Annotated in this window: 16 protein-coding genes and 1 tRNA gene; 8 read left to right on the forward strand and 9 right to left on the reverse strand. The window is 64.8% G+C overall.

Features of this window, described 5'->3' with window-relative positions; genetic code table 11:
• Positions 1 to 10 precede the first annotated feature (10 nt).
• Complete coding sequence (rdfA, locus tag C491_RS05275; protein ID WP_005554337.1) at positions 11 to 619, reverse strand: rod-determining factor RdfA; 609 nt, start codon at positions 617 to 619, stop codon at positions 11 to 13.
• A gap of 438 nt (positions 620 to 1,057) precedes the next feature.
• Here rdfA and C491_RS05285 point away from each other — a divergent pair, with 438 nt between their 5' ends.
• On the forward strand, positions 1,058 to 1,399 hold the full coding sequence (locus C491_RS05285) for a hypothetical protein (protein ID WP_005554338.1): 342 nt from the start codon (positions 1,058 to 1,060) through the stop codon (positions 1,397 to 1,399).
• A 141-nt stretch (positions 1,400 to 1,540) separates the two neighbouring features.
• Here the strand turns inward: C491_RS05285 and C491_RS05290 are convergent, their stop codons facing one another.
• On the reverse strand, positions 1,541 to 2,218 hold the full coding sequence (locus tag C491_RS05290; protein WP_005554339.1) for a DUF502 domain-containing protein: 678 nt from the start codon (positions 2,216 to 2,218) through the stop codon (positions 1,541 to 1,543).
• A 55-nt stretch (positions 2,219 to 2,273) separates the two neighbouring features.
• Entirely contained in the window at positions 2,274 to 2,939 is a 666-nt protein-coding gene (locus tag C491_RS05295) for a peptide-methionine (S)-S-oxide reductase (RefSeq protein WP_005554341.1), read from the reverse strand.
• Between the two features lie 115 nt (positions 2,940 to 3,054).
• Here C491_RS05295 and C491_RS05300 point away from each other — a divergent pair, with 115 nt between their 5' ends.
• Complete coding sequence (locus tag C491_RS05300) at positions 3,055 to 3,954, forward strand: polysaccharide deacetylase family protein (RefSeq protein WP_005554343.1); 900 nt, start codon at positions 3,055 to 3,057, stop codon at positions 3,952 to 3,954.
• 36 nt (positions 3,955 to 3,990) lie between these two features.
• Here the strand turns inward: C491_RS05300 and C491_RS05305 are convergent, their stop codons facing one another.
• From C491_RS05305 to C491_RS05320, 4 genes are all read right to left on the reverse strand, one after another.
• Positions 3,991 to 5,193, reverse strand: coding sequence for a carboxylate--amine ligase (locus C491_RS05305; protein ID WP_005554345.1), 1,203 nt, complete (start codon positions 5,191 to 5,193; stop codon positions 3,991 to 3,993).
• Positions 5,186 to 7,084 carry an asparagine synthase-related protein gene (locus C491_RS05310; protein WP_005554346.1) on the reverse strand — a complete coding sequence of 633 codons (1,899 nt, stop codon included), beginning with the start codon at positions 7,082 to 7,084 and terminating at the stop codon, positions 5,186 to 5,188. Before C491_RS05310 ends, C491_RS05305 begins: the two co-directional genes overlap by 8 nt.
• 670 nt (positions 7,085 to 7,754) lie before the next feature.
• Positions 7,755 to 7,828: transfer RNA gene (locus C491_RS05315), tRNA-Ile, on the reverse strand.
• A gap of 68 nt (positions 7,829 to 7,896) precedes the next feature.
• The gene (locus tag C491_RS05320; RefSeq protein WP_005554347.1) at positions 7,897 to 8,487 is read right to left on the reverse strand and encodes an FxsA family protein; all 591 of its coding nucleotides are present in this window, start codon (positions 8,485 to 8,487) and stop codon (positions 7,897 to 7,899) included.
• Between the two features lie 104 nt (positions 8,488 to 8,591).
• Here C491_RS05320 and C491_RS05325 point away from each other — a divergent pair, with 104 nt between their 5' ends.
• Positions 8,592 to 10,247 (forward strand): DUF255 domain-containing protein, encoded by a 1,656-nt coding sequence (locus tag C491_RS05325; protein WP_005554348.1) that lies wholly within the window; start codon positions 8,592 to 8,594, stop codon positions 10,245 to 10,247.
• Between the two features lie 70 nt (positions 10,248 to 10,317).
• Positions 10,318 to 11,121, forward strand: coding sequence for a TrmB family transcriptional regulator (locus C491_RS05330; protein ID WP_005554349.1), 804 nt, complete (start codon positions 10,318 to 10,320; stop codon positions 11,119 to 11,121).
• Here C491_RS05330 and mptA read toward each other — a convergent pair.
• A complete protein-coding gene (gene mptA, locus C491_RS05335) occupies positions 11,118 to 12,044 on the reverse strand; it encodes a GTP cyclohydrolase MptA (protein WP_005554351.1) in 927 nt (308 codons plus the stop codon). The two genes, C491_RS05330 and mptA, sit on opposite strands and share 4 nt — an antisense overlap.
• Positions 12,045 to 12,434: 390 nt before the next feature.
• Between mptA and C491_RS05340 the strand changes: the two genes are divergently transcribed.
• The 3 genes from C491_RS05340 (at position 12,435) to C491_RS05350 (ending at position 15,203) form a co-directional block, all read left to right on the forward strand.
• Positions 12,435 to 13,355 (forward strand): nucleotidyltransferase domain-containing protein, encoded by a 921-nt coding sequence (locus C491_RS05340; RefSeq protein ID WP_005554352.1) that lies wholly within the window; start codon positions 12,435 to 12,437, stop codon positions 13,353 to 13,355.
• A 379-nt stretch (positions 13,356 to 13,734) separates the two neighbouring features.
• A complete protein-coding gene (locus C491_RS05345) occupies positions 13,735 to 14,508 on the forward strand; it encodes a hypothetical protein (protein ID WP_005554353.1) in 774 nt (257 codons plus the stop codon).
• 62 nt (positions 14,509 to 14,570) lie between these two features.
• A complete protein-coding gene (locus C491_RS05350) occupies positions 14,571 to 15,203 on the forward strand; it encodes a DsbA family oxidoreductase (protein WP_005554354.1) in 633 nt (210 codons plus the stop codon).
• On the opposite strand, the gene C491_RS05355 is transcribed toward C491_RS05350, so the two are convergent.
• A complete protein-coding gene (locus tag C491_RS05355) occupies positions 15,204 to 16,031 on the reverse strand; it encodes an NAD(+)/NADH kinase (RefSeq protein WP_005554355.1) in 828 nt (275 codons plus the stop codon). It lies immediately after the preceding gene.
• Between the two features lie 120 nt (positions 16,032 to 16,151).
• On the opposite strand from C491_RS05355, the gene C491_RS05360 reads away from it, so the two are divergent.
• The gene (locus C491_RS05360; protein WP_005554356.1) at positions 16,152 to 16,397 is read left to right on the forward strand and encodes an amphi-Trp domain-containing protein; all 246 of its coding nucleotides are present in this window, start codon (positions 16,152 to 16,154) and stop codon (positions 16,395 to 16,397) included.
• The last annotated feature ends 33 nt before the right edge of the window (positions 16,398 to 16,430 follow it).

Genomic DNA, 16,430 nt, shown 5'->3' on the forward strand with positions numbered 1-16,430 from the left:
TCAGCTCTCGTTAGGCTGAACAGTCGCAGGCTCGCTCCTCGAGGAGTTCGCGCACTGTATACTGCTGCTGGCACTCCTCGCAGGTCACCGTCACGGAGACGAGCACGTCGAACTTACCGATGTCGACGACGTCGTTGCGTCGCAGTTGGGCGATCGTATCGCCCGTGACCGCCTCGGTCCGGTTCTGGAGCGCACCCAGTTTCTCCTCGGCTCGCTCGAGCCGTTCCTCGTCGCTCGGGGTCGCGAGCTCGGCCTCGAGACACTTGGTGAGGTGGTTGTAGACGGTCTGGTGGGAGACGAAGTTCGATTCGACGTCGTCGACTGGGACGCCGTCGCGCTCGAGTTCGTTGCGCGTCTGGACTCGAGTCCCGCTCGTCACGTCGTCGGCGCTGAGCAGCCGATAGGTGTTCTCGATCTCCCCTTCCTTGTACGAGACGCCGGCCGTCTCGAAGGCCGCCTCGAGGATCCGTTGGTTGACGATCCTCGCCAGCTCTCGCGTGCTGTACTGTTCGTCGCCCGTCCCGGTCCAGTACGAGACCAGATCCTCGTCGAGTCCCGAGAGCGAGTACGTCTCGGCGACTCGGCCGAGCTTGCAACACGTCGCGTCACGGTCAGCCATTAGTACGGCGAACGGCGTACCAAGCAAAAAGGGTTCCGAGACCGCGGTGCGTTTACACAGGTATGTCCGTAATACGGACTGGAAGGTCAGTAGTAAGTACCAGGTAAGAATGATACTAGCTTTCTCTATCTATCGACACAAGCTCGAACGATACAGCGACGAGCTGATCTTCAGTTTCGAAATATTCCATGAAATTTATTCTAATTATTATGCCCAAATTTTCCTAAGTATCGTCTTTAGGTCCCAAAATGGCTCCTGGCCGATTCATCACCGAGGTGCCCTATTCAGGCACCTCGTACTCGAATCCGGCTTCGTGTATTTGTCTATTTTCGTAGTACTACTTCTATACATATAGAGTATGATTGGTTGCGGCATTTGTGATCGAACTGTCCCTTCCGGTTCCACGAATTTATATATCAAACCGAGGCCAACCGGGGTATGACAGATCGAACGAAACTGTCGCGACGAACCGTCCTTCGAACTGCGGGCGCACTCGGGATCGCTTCGGTCGCCGGATCGGGCGCGGCCGCTGCGCGATCGGAGTCGGCCTCGAGCGAGGGCGTCGACCAGTACATCGGCGTCGTCGATCGGATCGTCGACGGCCGACACGTCGTAATCCTGCTCGAGGAGGACAACCAAGTGGTCGACCAGCTCGTCGTCGACGTCGACGAGTTCGACGAGATCGACGAACGAGACGTTTTGCTCGTCGTTGTCGAGGACAGAGCGCTCCGTCGCTACCAGCACCTGCCGGAAAAACCCGAGAGCACCGGTCGGCCCTGACGCTCTCGGGAGCGGCGGCGGCGATTCACGACGAGTCAGGTCGACGACGCGGCGATTCGCGATCGAAACGATGTCGACCAGCGACGACACGGGCAGCGACGACAACAGTTCGCGCTCACGCGTCAGTTGGCCGCCCGAACGTCACGACTTCGGGCCACGGTTCGAACGGGACTGCTCACCGGAGCGTCCGTGGCCCGTTTCGTCGTCGCCGCCGAAGCCGGCGCTGATGATCCGCGTCAGCGCGGACTCGGTGCTCTCGTCGAGCTCCGTGATGTCGTCGGGGTCGGCCTCGAGTACGAAGCCCGTGGAGATGTTCGGCGCCGTCGGCAGGAACAACAGTATCTGGTCGTCGTCCGTCTGGTGGCCGGTTTTGAACGCCGTCATTCGGACCCCGCGCCAGATCTCGAGTTTGACCGGTCCCTGGACGGAGTCGGAGCCGACCGTCACCTCGGTCGTCGTCTTCGAGGCGTTGTAGACGAGCCGCAACCCCGGCACGCGGTTCGCGGCGCGGTCGAGCCAGGCCTCGAACAGCTCTCCGGCCGTCGTCCGCGCGAGGTGGCCGAGCAGGTACATCAACGCGGCGACGATCGAGAGGACGGTAACGACGCGCAACAGTCCTGCAATGGCCTCGCGCGCTCGGTCACCGACGCCGGGGAGGACCGGCTCGAGAGCGGCGCCGTCGAGCAGCATCGTTGGAACGAACGTCGAGACGAACAGGTAGAGCACGTAGACGAGAAACGCCGTGATCGTGATCGGAACGATGACGATGAGTCCGCGCCCGAAGTCCCGCTTCCACGTGCTCAGGTCGGTTCGTTCCACACTCACGGGTAACCGCCTCGTCCTATGAATAGGTTTAGATCGCGACCGACGGGGATCAAACCGTCCGCCGGAGTTCCGCGAGCAGGGACGCCGGCAGATCCAGCCCCGCAAGCAGCGTCTCGCGCTGGCTTCGATCACCGTATCCGGCGACGAATCCGTTCAGTCGCGCAATGATCGTCGAGTCGACGAACGAGTCGCCGTACAGCGTCTCGAGTTCGTCCCCGACCGTCGGTCTCGAGCAGAGCTCGTACTTCTGGTGGGATGGCTCGGCCGAATAGAACGCCGAGAGTCGTTCGATATCGGTCGCCGGCGACCGTCCCGTTCGGTCCGCGATCGCGGCCCGCTCCCGACTCGCGGTTTCGTACTGGTTGTCGTCGTGAGCGAGAACGACGCTGCGGTACTGTCGCTTCGGCGCGCTCGAGTGCCAGTCGTGGTTCGCCCAGAACGTCTCGAGAAGCTCCTCGTAGGACAGCAACTCGGGGTCGTAGGCGACCCGGACGACTTCGGTGTGGTCGCCCAGCGCGAAGTAGGTCGGATCGGGCTCGGTCCCGCCCGCGTAGCCGACCCAAGTTCGGGCGACGCCCTCGAGCGCGCCGAAGCGGGCGTCGGGTCCCCAGAAACAGCCCATCCCGAACGTCGCCGTCGCGGTGCCGTTCGGGAGTTCTAGTGGGGCGTCCTCGAGCAGTGCCGGCTCGTCGGCCGTAGACTCCGTCGGTTCCATACCGGCTCTTCGGGCCGAGCCTGATGGGGCTGTCGCCGTCCACCGGACGGGGCCGTGCCCATCGGCACGTGCAGCCCCTAGTTCCTTGCTCCCCGTCGGTGGCTCTCCGAACGTTATGGGAACAGTTGACGTAGCGATCGGCGTCGACGCGGACTGCGTCGCCGGCTGGCTCGGCTCGTACGGCGGCGAGGACTCCCCCGCTGACCTCTCTCGAGGACTGTCCGCCGGAAGCGAGGGGATCCCCCGAATGCTCGCGCTGTTCGAGGAGCAAGATATCGAAACCTCCTGGTACGTTCCCGGTCACACGATCGAGACCTTCCGCGACGAGATCGAGGCGGTCGCGGCCGACGGCCACGAACTGGGCGTCCACGGCTACTCCCACGAGAATCCGACTGACCTCTCGCGGGAGCAGGAAGACGAGATTCTCGAGGTCTCGATCGAGCTTATCGAGGACGTCACCGGCTCCGAACCTGTTGGCCACCGGGCCAGCTGGTGGGAGTTCAGCGAGAACACGCCGGAACTCGTCCAGAAACACGGCTTCGACTACGACAGCAGTCTGATGGAACGGCAGTTCGAACCGGGCTGGATGCGCGAGGGCGACAGCTGGGAGAAGATCGACTACGACGAGAGCCCGGAGAGCTGGATGGAGCCGTACCAGTACGGCGAGGAGACCGACGTCGTCGAGATCCCGATCAGCTGGTACCGCGACGATATCCCGCCGATGCTATTCATTAAGCAGCCGGTCTACCACGCCGGCTACAAGGACCCCGAAATGATGTACGAACAGTACTACAAGCGTCAGTTCGACTACCTCTACAACCGGCGAGGATCGGGCGTCTACACGTTCACGATCCACCCCGACCTCCACGGACTCCCGCACATGATCCCGCTGTTCGAGGAGTTCATCCAGTACGTCAAGAGCCACGAGAACGCGCAGTTCGTCACCCTCGAGACGGTCGCCGAGCGGTTCAGGGACGATCCGTCGGTGTACGAAAGCGAGAGTAACTACGTGTGATCGGCCGAATCGGAGCCGGTCTGCGGACGACGACCGTCAGCCGAGTCGTCGGCCGACGGCATCCCCGATCTCGTTGCGAACCTGCCGGACGGTCGGCATCGGATCGTCGCGGTGGAGGAAGTCGAACGATCGGTCCTCGACGCACGATCTGGCGATCTCGCCGGCCCGCCCCGCGAGCGATGGCCGTTCGACGAACGGCGACTCCTCGCGAGCGACGCTGACGAGGTGCTCGAGCTCGCCGTAGAGGTAGTGCGTGCTGACGCCGGTCTCGTAGGTGGGATCGATCAGCTCGCTGCGACCCGTCGCTGCGAGCCAGTACCAGGCCGGGAAGTCCGCGCCGGCCTTGACCGCACAGGCCAGCGACTGCCACATCCGCGGGTTGATCTCGACGATCGAGAACTCGCCGGTTTCGGCGTCCTCGATGTACTCGATGCAGGCCAGCCCGTGCCACTCGAGTTCGTCGAGGATCGCCCGACCCGCTTCCTCGAGTTCGGGGATGTGGACCGATTCCCGATAGACGCCGCCGCTGCCGGTGTAGGAGTCGCCCCGGAGCTGACGGTGCTGGAAGGTGCCAAGCGCCTCGCCATGTTCGTACATCGCGCCGAAGACGTACTCGTCGGCGCCCTCGACGTACTCCTGAACGATCGGCTCGTGGCCCATCTTCTCGATCAGCGCGTCCGTATCGGGCGTCTCGCCGGGCGCGATATGTTCGACGGACTTGGCGATCTTCGAGTCCTCGAGTTCGAACTCCTCGAGATAGGCGTCGGTGAGCAGGTTGTAGCGGGACTTGACGATCCGGTTGTCACTCCAGTCTTCGACCTCGGAGAGCAGTTGCGTCTCCGGGATCGCCACGCCCGCGTCGGTCGCGATCTCCGCGAGCCGTTTTCGATCGTGGACGTTGCGAAGCATCTCCATCGGCGGGACGACGAGGTCGACGTGGCGGTCGAACGCCTCGTACTCCCGCGAGAGGATGTAGGTGTCGTGGGGACGGTGGGGGATGATCGTTCGAACGTCGGGACGGGCGGCCAGGCCGAGCAGCGCGTCCCGGTAGGCCGGGAGATCGCTCGGCGGCGGTACGAGCGCGGCCTCGTCGCAGTACCGCGAGGCGGTGACACTGAGGTTCAGATCGTCGACCGCGGCGATCGTGTACACGCCCTTCGACCCCAACGAGCGGACCGAGGTGTAGCCGTGTGGATACCGGGATGCGGGGATGACGACCGCGTCGCGTTCGTCACTCAACGTCGATCACCCTCGATTGACGGTACCGCGAGGCGTTCGGTTTCGCTCGGTTCGGGTCGGTCGTCTCGGAGTCGGTGAGGTGGGCGGTTACTGGCATGGTCAGGACGGTCAACAGCGTGTACAGCTCTCCGACGCGGTCCTCGTCGTGGCAGTGCGTGTGGTACAGTCTGCGGATCGCATCCGCGTTCGGACCGGGGAACGCGTCGGCCAGGTGGCCGCGCTGCTCGAGGACCTCGCCTGTGAAATCGAACGACCGGAGCAGTTCGGCGTCGTCCAACCACGGACCGTCGGTCAGGTACGGCTTCGGCGGCGTCCGCTTGGTCACGTGCTTTCGCCAGAACTCCAGGAAGTGTTCGCCGGCGTACTCCACCGGGAACGATCGAGAGAGCGAGACGCCGGTGCTGGCGTGTGGGATCGCCGCGAGGTCGGGATCGAGCCGAGTAACGGCCTGTCCGATCAGATCCCGACGCAGCTTGTACCGGGGCGGCATCGACAGCGAGAGATCGAGCAGTCGGTTGTCGAGGAACGGCGATCGGTACGGAAGCATCCGGCGGAGATCGCTGTGGAACCGCATATCGTCGTCGTTCGAGAGCGGGTAGCAGTCGCCGTAGTAGACGACGTCCTTGAGCGACTCGTAGGTAACGCCGTGGTGGACGACCTGATCGCCATCCCGGTAAATGTTCGACTCGAGGATCGTGCGGAGATCGGTCGGCATCTCGAGGTCGTCGGCTGCGGTCTCGAGCAACAGGTCGATGTACTCGTCGACGGAGTCGACCGGCCGTTCGATCGGGACCGTCATCGAACCCAGGGGCCCGAGCGAGACGTTCGGCGACGGCACGCCGTACTCGCCGAACAGCGAGTCGCTGTACAGTCCCGATAGCACGCCGTCGACCTGACTGGTGATCTCGGTTTCGAACCCGCTGGTGTACGGCTGACTGAACCAGCCGTTGAAGGAGTCGGCCCAGCGGTTCCGTTCGAGCGCACCGATTCGGTAGTCGGCCCCGCGCTCGAGCAGTCGGAACTCGGCGCCGGCCTCGAGGGCCACCCGCTCGGCGATGCGCGCCTCGCGGTTCATCCAGTCGTTCATGTGGAACGCGGTGGCGTTGTCGAGAGCGGCGAGGACGAGCCGGGAGTCACTGCCCCCCGACAGTAACACGCCGTACTCGCAGTCGTCGTGTGTCCACTCGTCGACGACGGTCCGGAACCGGTCGGTGAACTCCTCGACGAACCACTCGAAGGACTCGTCACGTGGTTGGTACTGGGGTCGCCAGTACTGGTCGGCCCGAACCGATCCGTTCTCGAGTCCGATCGACGTGATCGCTCCGGGCTCGAGCTTTTCGACGCCCTCGAGCGGTGTCTTGACGCCAAACGTGCGCCGGAACGCGAGATACTCGTGGAGATATGCCGGATGGAACGCGGTGTCGACGTCGGGGTGGAACGGGATCAGTTGGACGTTCGTCGAGAAGACGATCCTGTCGTCGTCGGTTCGCGTCCAGTAGACCGGAACCGTCCCGAACCGATCCGTACAGAGAGTAAAGTGGCGGTTCTCACGATCGTAGAGCAACAGCGTGTAGTTCCCGTTGAGTCCCTCGAGGAACTCGAGTCCCGTTCGTTCGTACAGAGACAGACAGTACTGTGCGGGGTCGATGTCGGCGGGACGGGGCTCGTAGCCACCGGATCGACCCACGCCGCCGGCTTCGTAGCCGTAGACGTCACCGAGCAGCCAACAGCGAACGGACTCGTTCCCGGCACCCGCAGACTGACCCGACGAGTGACACTCGTTGGGGTCGGTCGCGATCGCAACGTGGTCGGTCGTGTACTGAATCGCCGGTTCGGACGGAAGCCACTCGTCGAACGCTCCGTCCGACAGCGACCCATCAGCACAGACCACACCGTTCGTACACCTCACGAAATGTCACCTCAGCTCCGGATCGGCGACACCGGTTCGGCCGATCGGTAGCAGTCGGTGGTTACGGACTGGCAACATCACAGTCAGGAGAAATCTATTCTGGCTGTTTATTATAGCGTCGGTAAAGATCACTCGGCGGGAATCGGGATGACCGAAGATCGATGACGCCCACAGTCGCGGACGGATTCGGTCCCAAACCGATCCTCGAAAAGCGCTTAATTGACTGTTAACCGTCCTGACTGGAACGTGGACGTGTCACGGCGAACCGACTCGAACCGCTGCAACGATGGACGAAACGAATTGAAGAAGAGGCTATATTGTACCGGCACGACCACCAACAGTTCCTCACGGGCGGACCACTCGACTGACCGACGGTCACCGCCTCGAGACGCTGTCCGTAGAACGGGGTGACTCGGACAGTGCTTGGGCTGTCTGTCCGAGCCGACACCGGTTGGAAGTTCGGGGTCGTGTCTTCACAACAGTTTGGTAGGGCCACTCTCGAACTCGGTCGCTACAAAATGATGGACACGATCAGACCGTAGTCGACTCGAACTCATTTCGCTCCCGTTCGCGATCAGCGGCCAGCACGACAGCGTCTCAACTCTCGAAGCAGCACGTGCTCATCGTTTACGGATCAGTTCGGAGCGAGAAGTGGGCCAACTCGGATTTGAACCGAGAGCCTCCACCTTATCAGAGTGGCGCTCAACCTAATTGAGCTATTGGCCCGCGTCCGCATCAGTCAGTTGTGCGCTGGGATGGTTAAGTGTTTCTTTCTGGAAGAGGCGTGAGAATCGCTACCGGGCGTAGGGGTCGTCGGGATCCTCGTCGCTCGAGTCGGTACGTTCGTCGCCGAACTCGACCGTGTACGACTCCTCGCTGTCGACGCTGTAGTCGTCCTCGCTGAGGTCGTAGGTGTTGCCCCCGTCGGACCACTGGGCCTGTCCCTCGCTTCCGTTGGCGCTGCCCTCCGGGAAGCCAAACGTCCAGACGTTCCCGCTCGCGAAGCCGCCGGTCTTCTTGTCCGCGTACGGAACGATCACGTAGCGTTTGAGGGCGGTTCGGATCGGGATCCGGGTCAAGGGAACGACAAGCAGGAATCCGATTAGGTCCGTGACTAGCCCCGGGGTAAGCAGGAACGCACCGGAGGCGATCAGGAACCCGCCGTCGAGGAGTTCGTCGGTCGGCGGCTTCCCCTCGGCGAGCGAGCGCTGCATCTTTCGGATCGTTCGTCGCCCCTCGGCCCGGACGAGTAACATACCGACGAGACCGGTCAGGACGACCAGCAGTACCATCGGCACCCAGCCGATGTAGGCGGTCGCGACGAACCCGAGGAGTATCGCATCGAGAAACGGGATCAGCAGTAGTGCGAGGATCCACCGGAGCATGCCCCAACGTAGCCGGCGACGAGTGAAAACCCTTTACACTCCCTCCCGGCGGTTCGGAGAGAGCCGAACGAAGCGCTTACCCTGCCGACGGCCCGACGACCGGTATGAACGATTCGACGCGCGTCGAGTGGCGCGAGTGGGGTCAGGACGCCTTCGACGAGGCCGAGACCGACGACGTCCCGATCCTGTGCGCCCTCACCGCGACGTGGTGCGATCACTGTCACGAGATGGACGCCGAGACCTACGCGGAACCCCGCATCGCGGCACACATCAACGACGGGTTCGTCCCGGTTCGAGTCGACGTCGACGCCCACCCTCGCGTGCGCGATCGGTACAACATGGGCGGGTTTCCGTCGACGGTCTTTCTGGCTCCCGACGGCACCGTACTGACCGGCGCCGGCTACCTCGGGCCGGACGGAATGCGCCAGGTGCTCGACAGCGTCCGGACGATGTGGGAGACGAAGGGCAGCGGTGCCGGTCGCGTTCCCCGACCGCTTCGGGAAGACGAGCCGCCGGCGGGCGAGCTCTCGAGCGACATCGAGGCGTCGATGCTCGGCCAGCTCACCGAATCCTACGACGAGGTCGCCGGCGGCTGGGGGGCCGAGCCGAAGTTTCCCCTGCCGGACGCCCTCGAGTTCGCGCTCAAGCGCGACCGCGAGATGGCGCTGCGTTCGTTCGACGCCGTCGGCGCGAACCTGTTAGACGAGTACGAGGGTGGGTTCTACCGGTTCGCGGCCGAGCGCGACTGGGCAGGGCTGCAACACGAGAAGCTGCTCGACTCCAACGGCGCGCTCGTGCGCGCGTTCGCGAACGCCTACCTCCACACGGGGAAAGACGAGTACCGCGAACCCGCCGAACGAACCGTCGAGTTCCTGACGACGACCCTGTGGAACGGCGACGCCGAGGCGTTCGCGAACAGCCAGGCACCCGGTGACCCCGAGAGCCACGGGCTCGAGCCAACCGAGCGCGAGGCAGCCGACGATCCGCCGGTCGACGAACGGGTCTTCGCCGGGCCGAACGCGCTGGCGGTCGAGGGGCTACTCACCTACTACGCCTACACCGACGACGAACGGGCGCGGCGATACGCTGAGCGCGCGCTCTCGACGCTTCGGAGCGAACTGCTCGAGGGCGGGGTCGCCAGGCATCGACTCGAGTCCGACGCCGAAGACGGACGTTCCGAGGCGACGTGTCTGCTCTCGAACCAGGCTCGAGCGCTCGCCGCGCTGACGACGGCGGCGAGCACCCTCGACGCCGACGCGGTCGCCGAGGCCGAGGCGGTGGCGGACGCGACGATCGATCGACTCCGCGACGGCGACTCGTTCCTCGACAGCGAGGGCGACGGCGTCGGCCTCTGCGATCGGCCGCTGCGACCGCTGGATACGAACGTCGCCCTCGCCGATGGGTTAGTCGAGCTTGCGGTGCTTTCCGGCGAGGATCGGTATCGGGAGGTCGCCAGAGAGACCCTCGAGGAGTTCGCCGGCGCCAGCGACCGCTTCGGCGTCCAGATCGCTCGGTACGCGACGGCTGCTTCGCGGCTCCTCGAGGGACCGCTGGTGATCCGGGTCGGCGGCGAGCCGGGTTCCGATCTCCACCGCACAGCGCTGCGACTCGCGGACCACGAGAAGGTCGTCGTGCCCGACGATGGCGGTCTGGAGGCCGGAACCGGGCGAGTCGAGCTCGGCGAGAACGTTTCGGCAGTCGCCGAAACTCCGGAGCAGTTGAGCGAAAGCGTACAGGAGGTTCTTGACCGGCACACGTAGTGAGCCCCCCGAGGGCGAATCGGAGGCAAACCACCACAGCGTTTTTGTTTCTCGGGTGAGCGTCTACGGTATGGCCAGTCTCAGGGATCTCGGGCTCTCCGAGTACGAAGCTCGTGCGTATCGAGCACTGCTGAATACGGGCCCCACAACGGCCAAGGAGTTGTCGCGCGCGAGCGACGTGCCGATGGGGCGAATCTACGACGTCCTCAACAGCATCGAACAGTACAACCTCGTCCGCAGTCAGACCGCGAGCCGGCCGAAGAAGTACGTCGCGGTCGAGCCCTCGACCGCGCTGGACCGCCTGCTCGAGGACAAGAAGCGCGAACTCGACGAGAAAGTCGACCAGTACGAGTCGATCGTCGACGACCTCGCCGACGAGCTCGACGCGGCCGACCCCGTCGAGGAGCAGTTCTGGACCGCCGCCGTCGGTCCCGAAGAGACGATCGACCTCCTGCTCGAGCGGCTGGCGGCTGCTGACGACCACATCGTGATGGTCGCCGCGGATCCGGTGCCCGAACGGGATATGCAGGCCGTCAGCGAGGACGTCCTGGCCCAGCTCGAGGACGCCCTGGATCGAGGGGTATCGGTCGATATCCTGATGACCCGAAAGATGGTCGACTCGCTCTCGGCGAACGTCGGCGAGCGCTACCGGACAACGTTACAGAGCCGCGACGACTTCCACGTCCGAACGAACGACGACGTCACGGGATCGTTCAACATCATCGACGGCGTCGAGATCTGCATCCAGGTGCCGAATCCGCTGTCGTCGGGCGACGCGTTCGGCATGATCGACCTGAAGGATCCGGAGTTCGCCGCGAACGTCCACGGGGAGTTCGCGCCGCGGTGGGAGGAAGCGGAGCCGCTCGTCTTCTAGTCGTCGACTTCCGATCGGAGCTGGTCCATCTCGACGACGCGCTCGGCGTGGGCGTTGTGCTGGTGGATCGACTCGTCGTTCGATTGTTTCATCGTTACCACGGCGTCGTCCGGTAGCTGGTCGAACTCGTCGACGACGCCCTCGGCCATCGAGCGCACGCAGTCCTCGACGAACTTCGCGTCTGCGTGGGCTGCGTAGGTCATGTGATCCTCGTCGGGTCGCTTCGCCAGGTTGTAGATCCGGGCGCTCATCGAGTCCCGGGCGATGTCGATGACGTCGTTCAGATCGACCTCCGGGTCGCCGCCGGCTTCGACCGTCAGCGTCGCGTGGCCGCGCTGGGAGTGGCCGGGCTGTGGCACCTGCTCTAGGAACTCCGTGATCGTCTCCCCCTCGACGCCCAGGTCCTCGAGCGTCTGTTTCGCGCGCGCGGCGGACATCCCCTGCGAGCAGGGACAGACGGTCATACCGACGACTTTCGCGCCGATCTCCTCGCGGGTGCCGTCCTCGGTCGCCGTCGCCGACGCGATGATGTCGACGGTGTGTTGGGTCTCGCGGTCACTGGCGGGGGTCTGCTCGCGGCGCATGAACTCGGCCTCCATCGAGACCTCCGCACGGGAGGTGTAGTCGTGTTTCCCGAGCAGGCGCTCGGCGACCTCGCCGCAGACCTCCTCGACGCGGTAGGCCTCGTCGCGGGTCGCGTCCTCTAAGATTTCGTCGATGACCTCCATGTTGCGGCTCATGTCCGCGCCCTTGCGCCACGATGGGAGGTCGACGAAGACCTCGAACTCGGCCGTGAGCACGATCGGGCGCTTGTCTTCGCGGGCGATCTTGACGAGTTTCTCGACGCCGGTGACGCCGACCTGGCTCAGGCCGACGGTGACGTCGGGCGAGGACGCCTGAACGTCCGGGAGCTGCTGACTCATTGCCCGTATTCAGGGTAGCGTGCGATTCAACCTTTCGGAAGCGGGGACGTTATCCGATCACACGGCGCTCCGACAGCGAGCGCTGCCGTTCGTCGGGAGTCGATCGTGTCGCCGGGGCGGCTACGCCGACCGTTCTTTAAGTGCCTCTGGCAACAAGGTAGAGATACGACGGGAAGTCGTCGTTCTCCGAGGACTCCAAATTCATGGAGCCTCGCGTCCGCCGTCCAGCCGTTTCGAGGGAATCCTCGAGCGCTCGTCCTTTAAGTGGCTCTGGTCACAAGGTGGAGCTATGACGGGAAGTCGTCGATTCTACGGTGTCCAACCCTACCACAGCCGCGCGTCTCGAGCGGACTCGAGATTCGAAGCGTCAGGGAGCAACGGACGGTAGCGATGGCATCGGTCCCCCGCCACGTACGCGAGACGGTAGACCGACACCTAAACGAGATCGAACGCGTCCGGGAGGTATCGGTCGTTCTGGCGGTCGCCCGCGGGAGCCACGCCTGGGGCGCGGCGGGACCCGACAGCGACTACGACGTCGGCTTCGTCTACGCGCCGGCGGATCTCCGGCGGTACGCCCATCTCGGCGGCGTCGAGGCGGTGTGCCTCGAGGAGCGCGAAGAGTTCGAGTATCAGGGGTGGGACGTCCGCAAGTTCGCGGCGCTGCTCGCCGACTCGAACGACGGCGCGATCGACCTTCTCAGGAGCCCGATCCGGTACCGAACGCGCTACGATCCCGGCTCGCTTGCCGACTACGTCGAGCGGACGTACAACCCGATCGAGCTCTATCACGCCTGGCGCGGGATCGCGACGAACAACTACCGGAAGTACCTCTCCGAGCACCTGGTTCGGAACGACGACGAGATCTTCCCGATCCTCGAGCACCGCGAAGACGAGTACCTCGTCGAAACCGACGAGGGGACGACAATCGTCGCTACGGACGACGAGCGATTCACCGAGACGGGGACGCGGCCGACGGTCAAACGGAACCTGACCGTGATGCGCGCCGCGATGGCCGCGCGCTACCTGCGGGCGACCGGCGAGCGCGGCAATCACGAACTCCCGGCACTCGAGTTCGAGACCTTCCTCGAGACGCAGGCGCCCGCGGTGTTCGACGACGAACGGATCGAACGGGCCCGCGACCTGCTCGAGCGAAAGCGTGGCGGCGAGGGCGGTGTCCGGATCGGCGACGCCGTCGGTCGTGCGTTCGCCCACCCGCCGAAGCGCATCGATCCAGCCGTGCACGCTCGAGGTGGCCCCGATCGGGCACGGCTGAACGACGCCATCGACGAGCTGATCGCGGCGAGTCGGTAGTGTGGGTCGCTTGTTCTTTAAGTGTCTCTGGCCACAAGATGAAGATACGACGGGAGGTCGTCGCTTCTCACGTTCCTCGCTTCGGTAGCCACACGTATCCGACGGAAATCCGACCGTGCCGGTCGCCTTTTAAGTGTCTCTGGCCACAAGATGAAGATACGACGGGAGATCGTCGCTTCTCGTGTTCCCACCTCGGTAGCTATGGGTATCCGGTGAAAATCGGTAACACCGCTCGTTCTTTAAGTGCTTCTTGTCACAAGGTAGAGCTACGAAGGGCTTTTCGCGGACGGGTTCCCGAGCCAAACCTCATCGAGCGGAGGCTCTCGGGTTCGGTGAAACGAGCAAGTCTTTTTCCGTCTCCCGGTCTGAGCGACACACGATGCACGACGGTGTTGACTCCGGGCCAGCCCTCCAGCGGGAATCCGCCCCCGACGGCCTCGAGGAGGACCGTCGCCTCGAGACGCGTCCCGGTTCCGGGGCGCTCTCCCGGGCGGACGTCCAGCGCGACTCGACCGTCCGCCAGTGGGGCGTCGTCACCCCGAGCGCGACCGTCATCGGGCGTGCGGATTCGCCCGAGGCGGATCTCCCCGAGAGCGTTCGACGGCTCCACGACGAACAGCACGGCGCGACGCCGGGGTACAGCGAGCGCGCCCACAGGCTCGACCGACTGCGAACGACCCAGGCGCTGTGTAACGCCCTCGATCTCACACCCTGGCAGCGGGATCTCGCACTCGGCGTGATGGACGAGATCGACCTCACCGAGTTCGGCAGCCAGCGGGCGATCCCCAAGGTCGCTCTCGTGGTGATCCGCCACGTCGTCGACGTCGATCGACGGGCGTACTTCGGGCTCGACGAGGTCGACGTCTCCGCGCTCTCTCCCGATCGGATGGACGAACTGTTCGGTCAGTACCGGGCCCACGACATCACCGACGAGGAGACGTTCAAGCGCCTCGCTGCCGATCACGGACTCGATACGACGAGCCTGAACCGCCTCCGGCGCGTGCTGAAGGCCCAGCTCGAGGACGAGCTGCCAGCCTACGGGCGCAACCCCTACCGGGATCCGAACCTGCCGAGCCTCGAGGATCGAGCCGACGAGGAATCGGTGGAGACGACCGAAAGCGAGACGACCGACGATCCGGACGCCACCGAGTAGGTTCGGCCCGCGTCGCCCGTCCGGAGCCGTCGCCTTTTCCGTCACGAGGGCCTATCGCGACCATGTCAGCGACGAACGGCGCCGATCGACTCACGATCTACGCCGACTACGTCTGTCCGTTCTGTTACCTCGGCAAGCAGTCCCTCGAGCAGTACCGCGAGCGACGAGAGGAACCGCTCGAGGTCGAGTGGCACCCGTTCGACCTGCGGCGGGACAAGCGCCGGGAAGACGGCTCGATCGACCACTCGGTCGACGAGGGAAAGGACGACGACTACTTCGAGCAGGCCCGGGAGAACGTCCGTCGGCTCCAGGCGGAGTACGACGTCGAGATGAGCCAGGCGCTCGCGATCGAGGTCGACTCGCTGCCGGCACAGCAGGCCTCGTGGTACGTCTTTCAGCACTACCCCGACGAGTGGCCCGCGTTCGACGCGACGATCTACGAGGCGCTCTGGCAGGCAGAACGGGACATCGGCGATCCCGACGTGCTGGTCTCGCTCGCGGCGGATACCGGCCTCCCCGCCAACGAGATCCGCGACGCGATCGAGGACGACGGGCTCCGAGCGGAGCTCGAGAACCTGTTCACCGACGCCCACCAGCGGGGGATCACCGGGGTCCCGACGTTCGTCCACGATGGGTACGCCGCCCGCGGTGCGGTCCCGCCGGCACAGCTCGAGCGTCTGCTCGAAGGCGAGTGATCACTCGAGCTTCTCGAGGGCTTCGAAGAAGTCGGCCTGAGGTCCGGCGAGCGTGACCGGATCGTCCGCGACCGAGACGTCGACGGTCGCCGGGGGCTCGAGTTCGCGTCTGTTCCGCCCGTCGCTGATCGCGTACGCGGTCTCGGCCTCCGAGACGGCGAGCGTGATCTCCGCACCGCGGTCGACGACCAGCGGAGGCATCGCGTCGCTCGCGGCCATCTGCGTAACCACCAGGGTATCGCCGTCGGGATGGACGAGCGGTCCGCCCTCCCCGAGGTTGTACGCCGTCGATCCCGTCGGCGTCGCGACGAGGACGCCGTCGGCGTGGCTCTTCGCGTACCGGTCGCCGTCGACGCGGATCTCGATCGTCGCGCCGCCGCCGTGACCCCGCCGCGGTCCGTGGACGACGACCTCGTTGAGCGCCGGCTCGAGGGTCCACCCCTCGCCGTCGGCCCGGAGTCGATCGAGTTCTCGACCGTCGACGGCACCCGTCCGCCGGAGTGTTTCGACGGCGTCGGCGACGGCGGCGACGGCCTCGTCGGGAGAAACGGCGTTGAGAAATCCCACCTCGCCGAGGTTGACTCCGAGGATCGGCGTCCTGCCGACCTCGCGGGCGACGAACAGCAGCGTTCCGTCGCCGCCGATGCTCACGACGAGGTCCCGGTCGGCCATCGATCCGACCGGAACGCCGTCCTCGCCGACCGCGGCGCTCGTCGCGTCGTCGACGACGGTGGAAACGCCGTCCTCGAGGGTATCGACGAGCGTCGTGGCGAGAGTCTGTGCCCGCTCGTTGTCCCGCTGGGCGACGATTCCGACGGCGACGTTCATCGTCACCGTATAGCTGCCCGCGGACAAAAAGGCCACCCGTCTCACTTCGGTCCGTGCGCCGGGGTATGCAATGTGATCGCAGCCCATAGTTTCTTTTTCGGGCGTCCGTTAGCTGCGGATATGGCCGAACGAACGACCAGCGACGAGGTAATGAGCCGAAGCGAACTCGCGACGTACCTCTCGGAACTCTCCCATCGGTTCGAGGACAGTGAGGACGGCGTCGACGTCCCGGTCGGGAACAAGACCGTCTCCCTCGGCCGCTCGGACGACGTATCCGTCTCGGTCGACGTCGTCGAGCGCTCGTCCAGACTCCGCGGGAACCGCGAGACGGTGACAGTGACGATGAGCTGGAAGCCCGAGTCGTAACGATCGCGGAACAACCGGTGTCGATCCCGTGAT

The sequence above is a fragment of the Natronococcus amylolyticus DSM 10524 genome (genome assembly GCF_000337675.1).
In the GTDB taxonomy this organism is placed as follows: Archaea; Halobacteriota; Halobacteria; order Halobacteriales; family Natrialbaceae; genus Natronococcus; species Natronococcus amylolyticus.

Excerpts from the sequence above, each read along its gene's own strand:
- rdfA (WP_005554337.1), bottom strand. The coding sequence starts at position 619 with ATGGCTGACCGTGACGCGACGTGTTGCAAGCTCGGCCGAGTCGCCGAG.
- C491_RS05285 (WP_005554338.1), top strand. The coding sequence starts at position 1,058 with ATGACAGATCGAACGAAACTGTCGCGACGAACCGTCCTTCGAACTGCG.
- C491_RS05295 (WP_005554341.1), bottom strand. The coding sequence starts at position 2,939 with ATGGAACCGACGGAGTCTACGGCCGACGAGCCGGCACTGCTCGAGGAC.
- C491_RS05300 (WP_005554343.1), top strand. The coding sequence starts at position 3,055 with ATGGGAACAGTTGACGTAGCGATCGGCGTCGACGCGGACTGCGTCGCC.
- C491_RS05320 (WP_005554347.1), bottom strand. The coding sequence starts at position 8,487 with ATGCTCCGGTGGATCCTCGCACTACTGCTGATCCCGTTTCTCGATGCG.
- C491_RS05325 (WP_005554348.1), top strand. The coding sequence starts at position 8,592 with ATGAACGATTCGACGCGCGTCGAGTGGCGCGAGTGGGGTCAGGACGCC.
- C491_RS05330 (WP_005554349.1), top strand. The coding sequence starts at position 10,318 with ATGGCCAGTCTCAGGGATCTCGGGCTCTCCGAGTACGAAGCTCGTGCG.
- mptA (WP_005554351.1), bottom strand. The coding sequence starts at position 12,044 with ATGAGTCAGCAGCTCCCGGACGTTCAGGCGTCCTCGCCCGACGTCACC.
- C491_RS05340 (WP_005554352.1), top strand. The coding sequence starts at position 12,435 with ATGGCATCGGTCCCCCGCCACGTACGCGAGACGGTAGACCGACACCTA.
- C491_RS05345 (WP_005554353.1), top strand. The coding sequence starts at position 13,735 with ATGCACGACGGTGTTGACTCCGGGCCAGCCCTCCAGCGGGAATCCGCC.
- C491_RS05350 (WP_005554354.1), top strand. The coding sequence starts at position 14,571 with ATGTCAGCGACGAACGGCGCCGATCGACTCACGATCTACGCCGACTAC.
- C491_RS05355 (WP_005554355.1), bottom strand. The coding sequence starts at position 16,031 with ATGAACGTCGCCGTCGGAATCGTCGCCCAGCGGGACAACGAGCGGGCA.
- C491_RS05360 (WP_005554356.1), top strand. The coding sequence starts at position 16,152 with ATGGCCGAACGAACGACCAGCGACGAGGTAATGAGCCGAAGCGAACTC.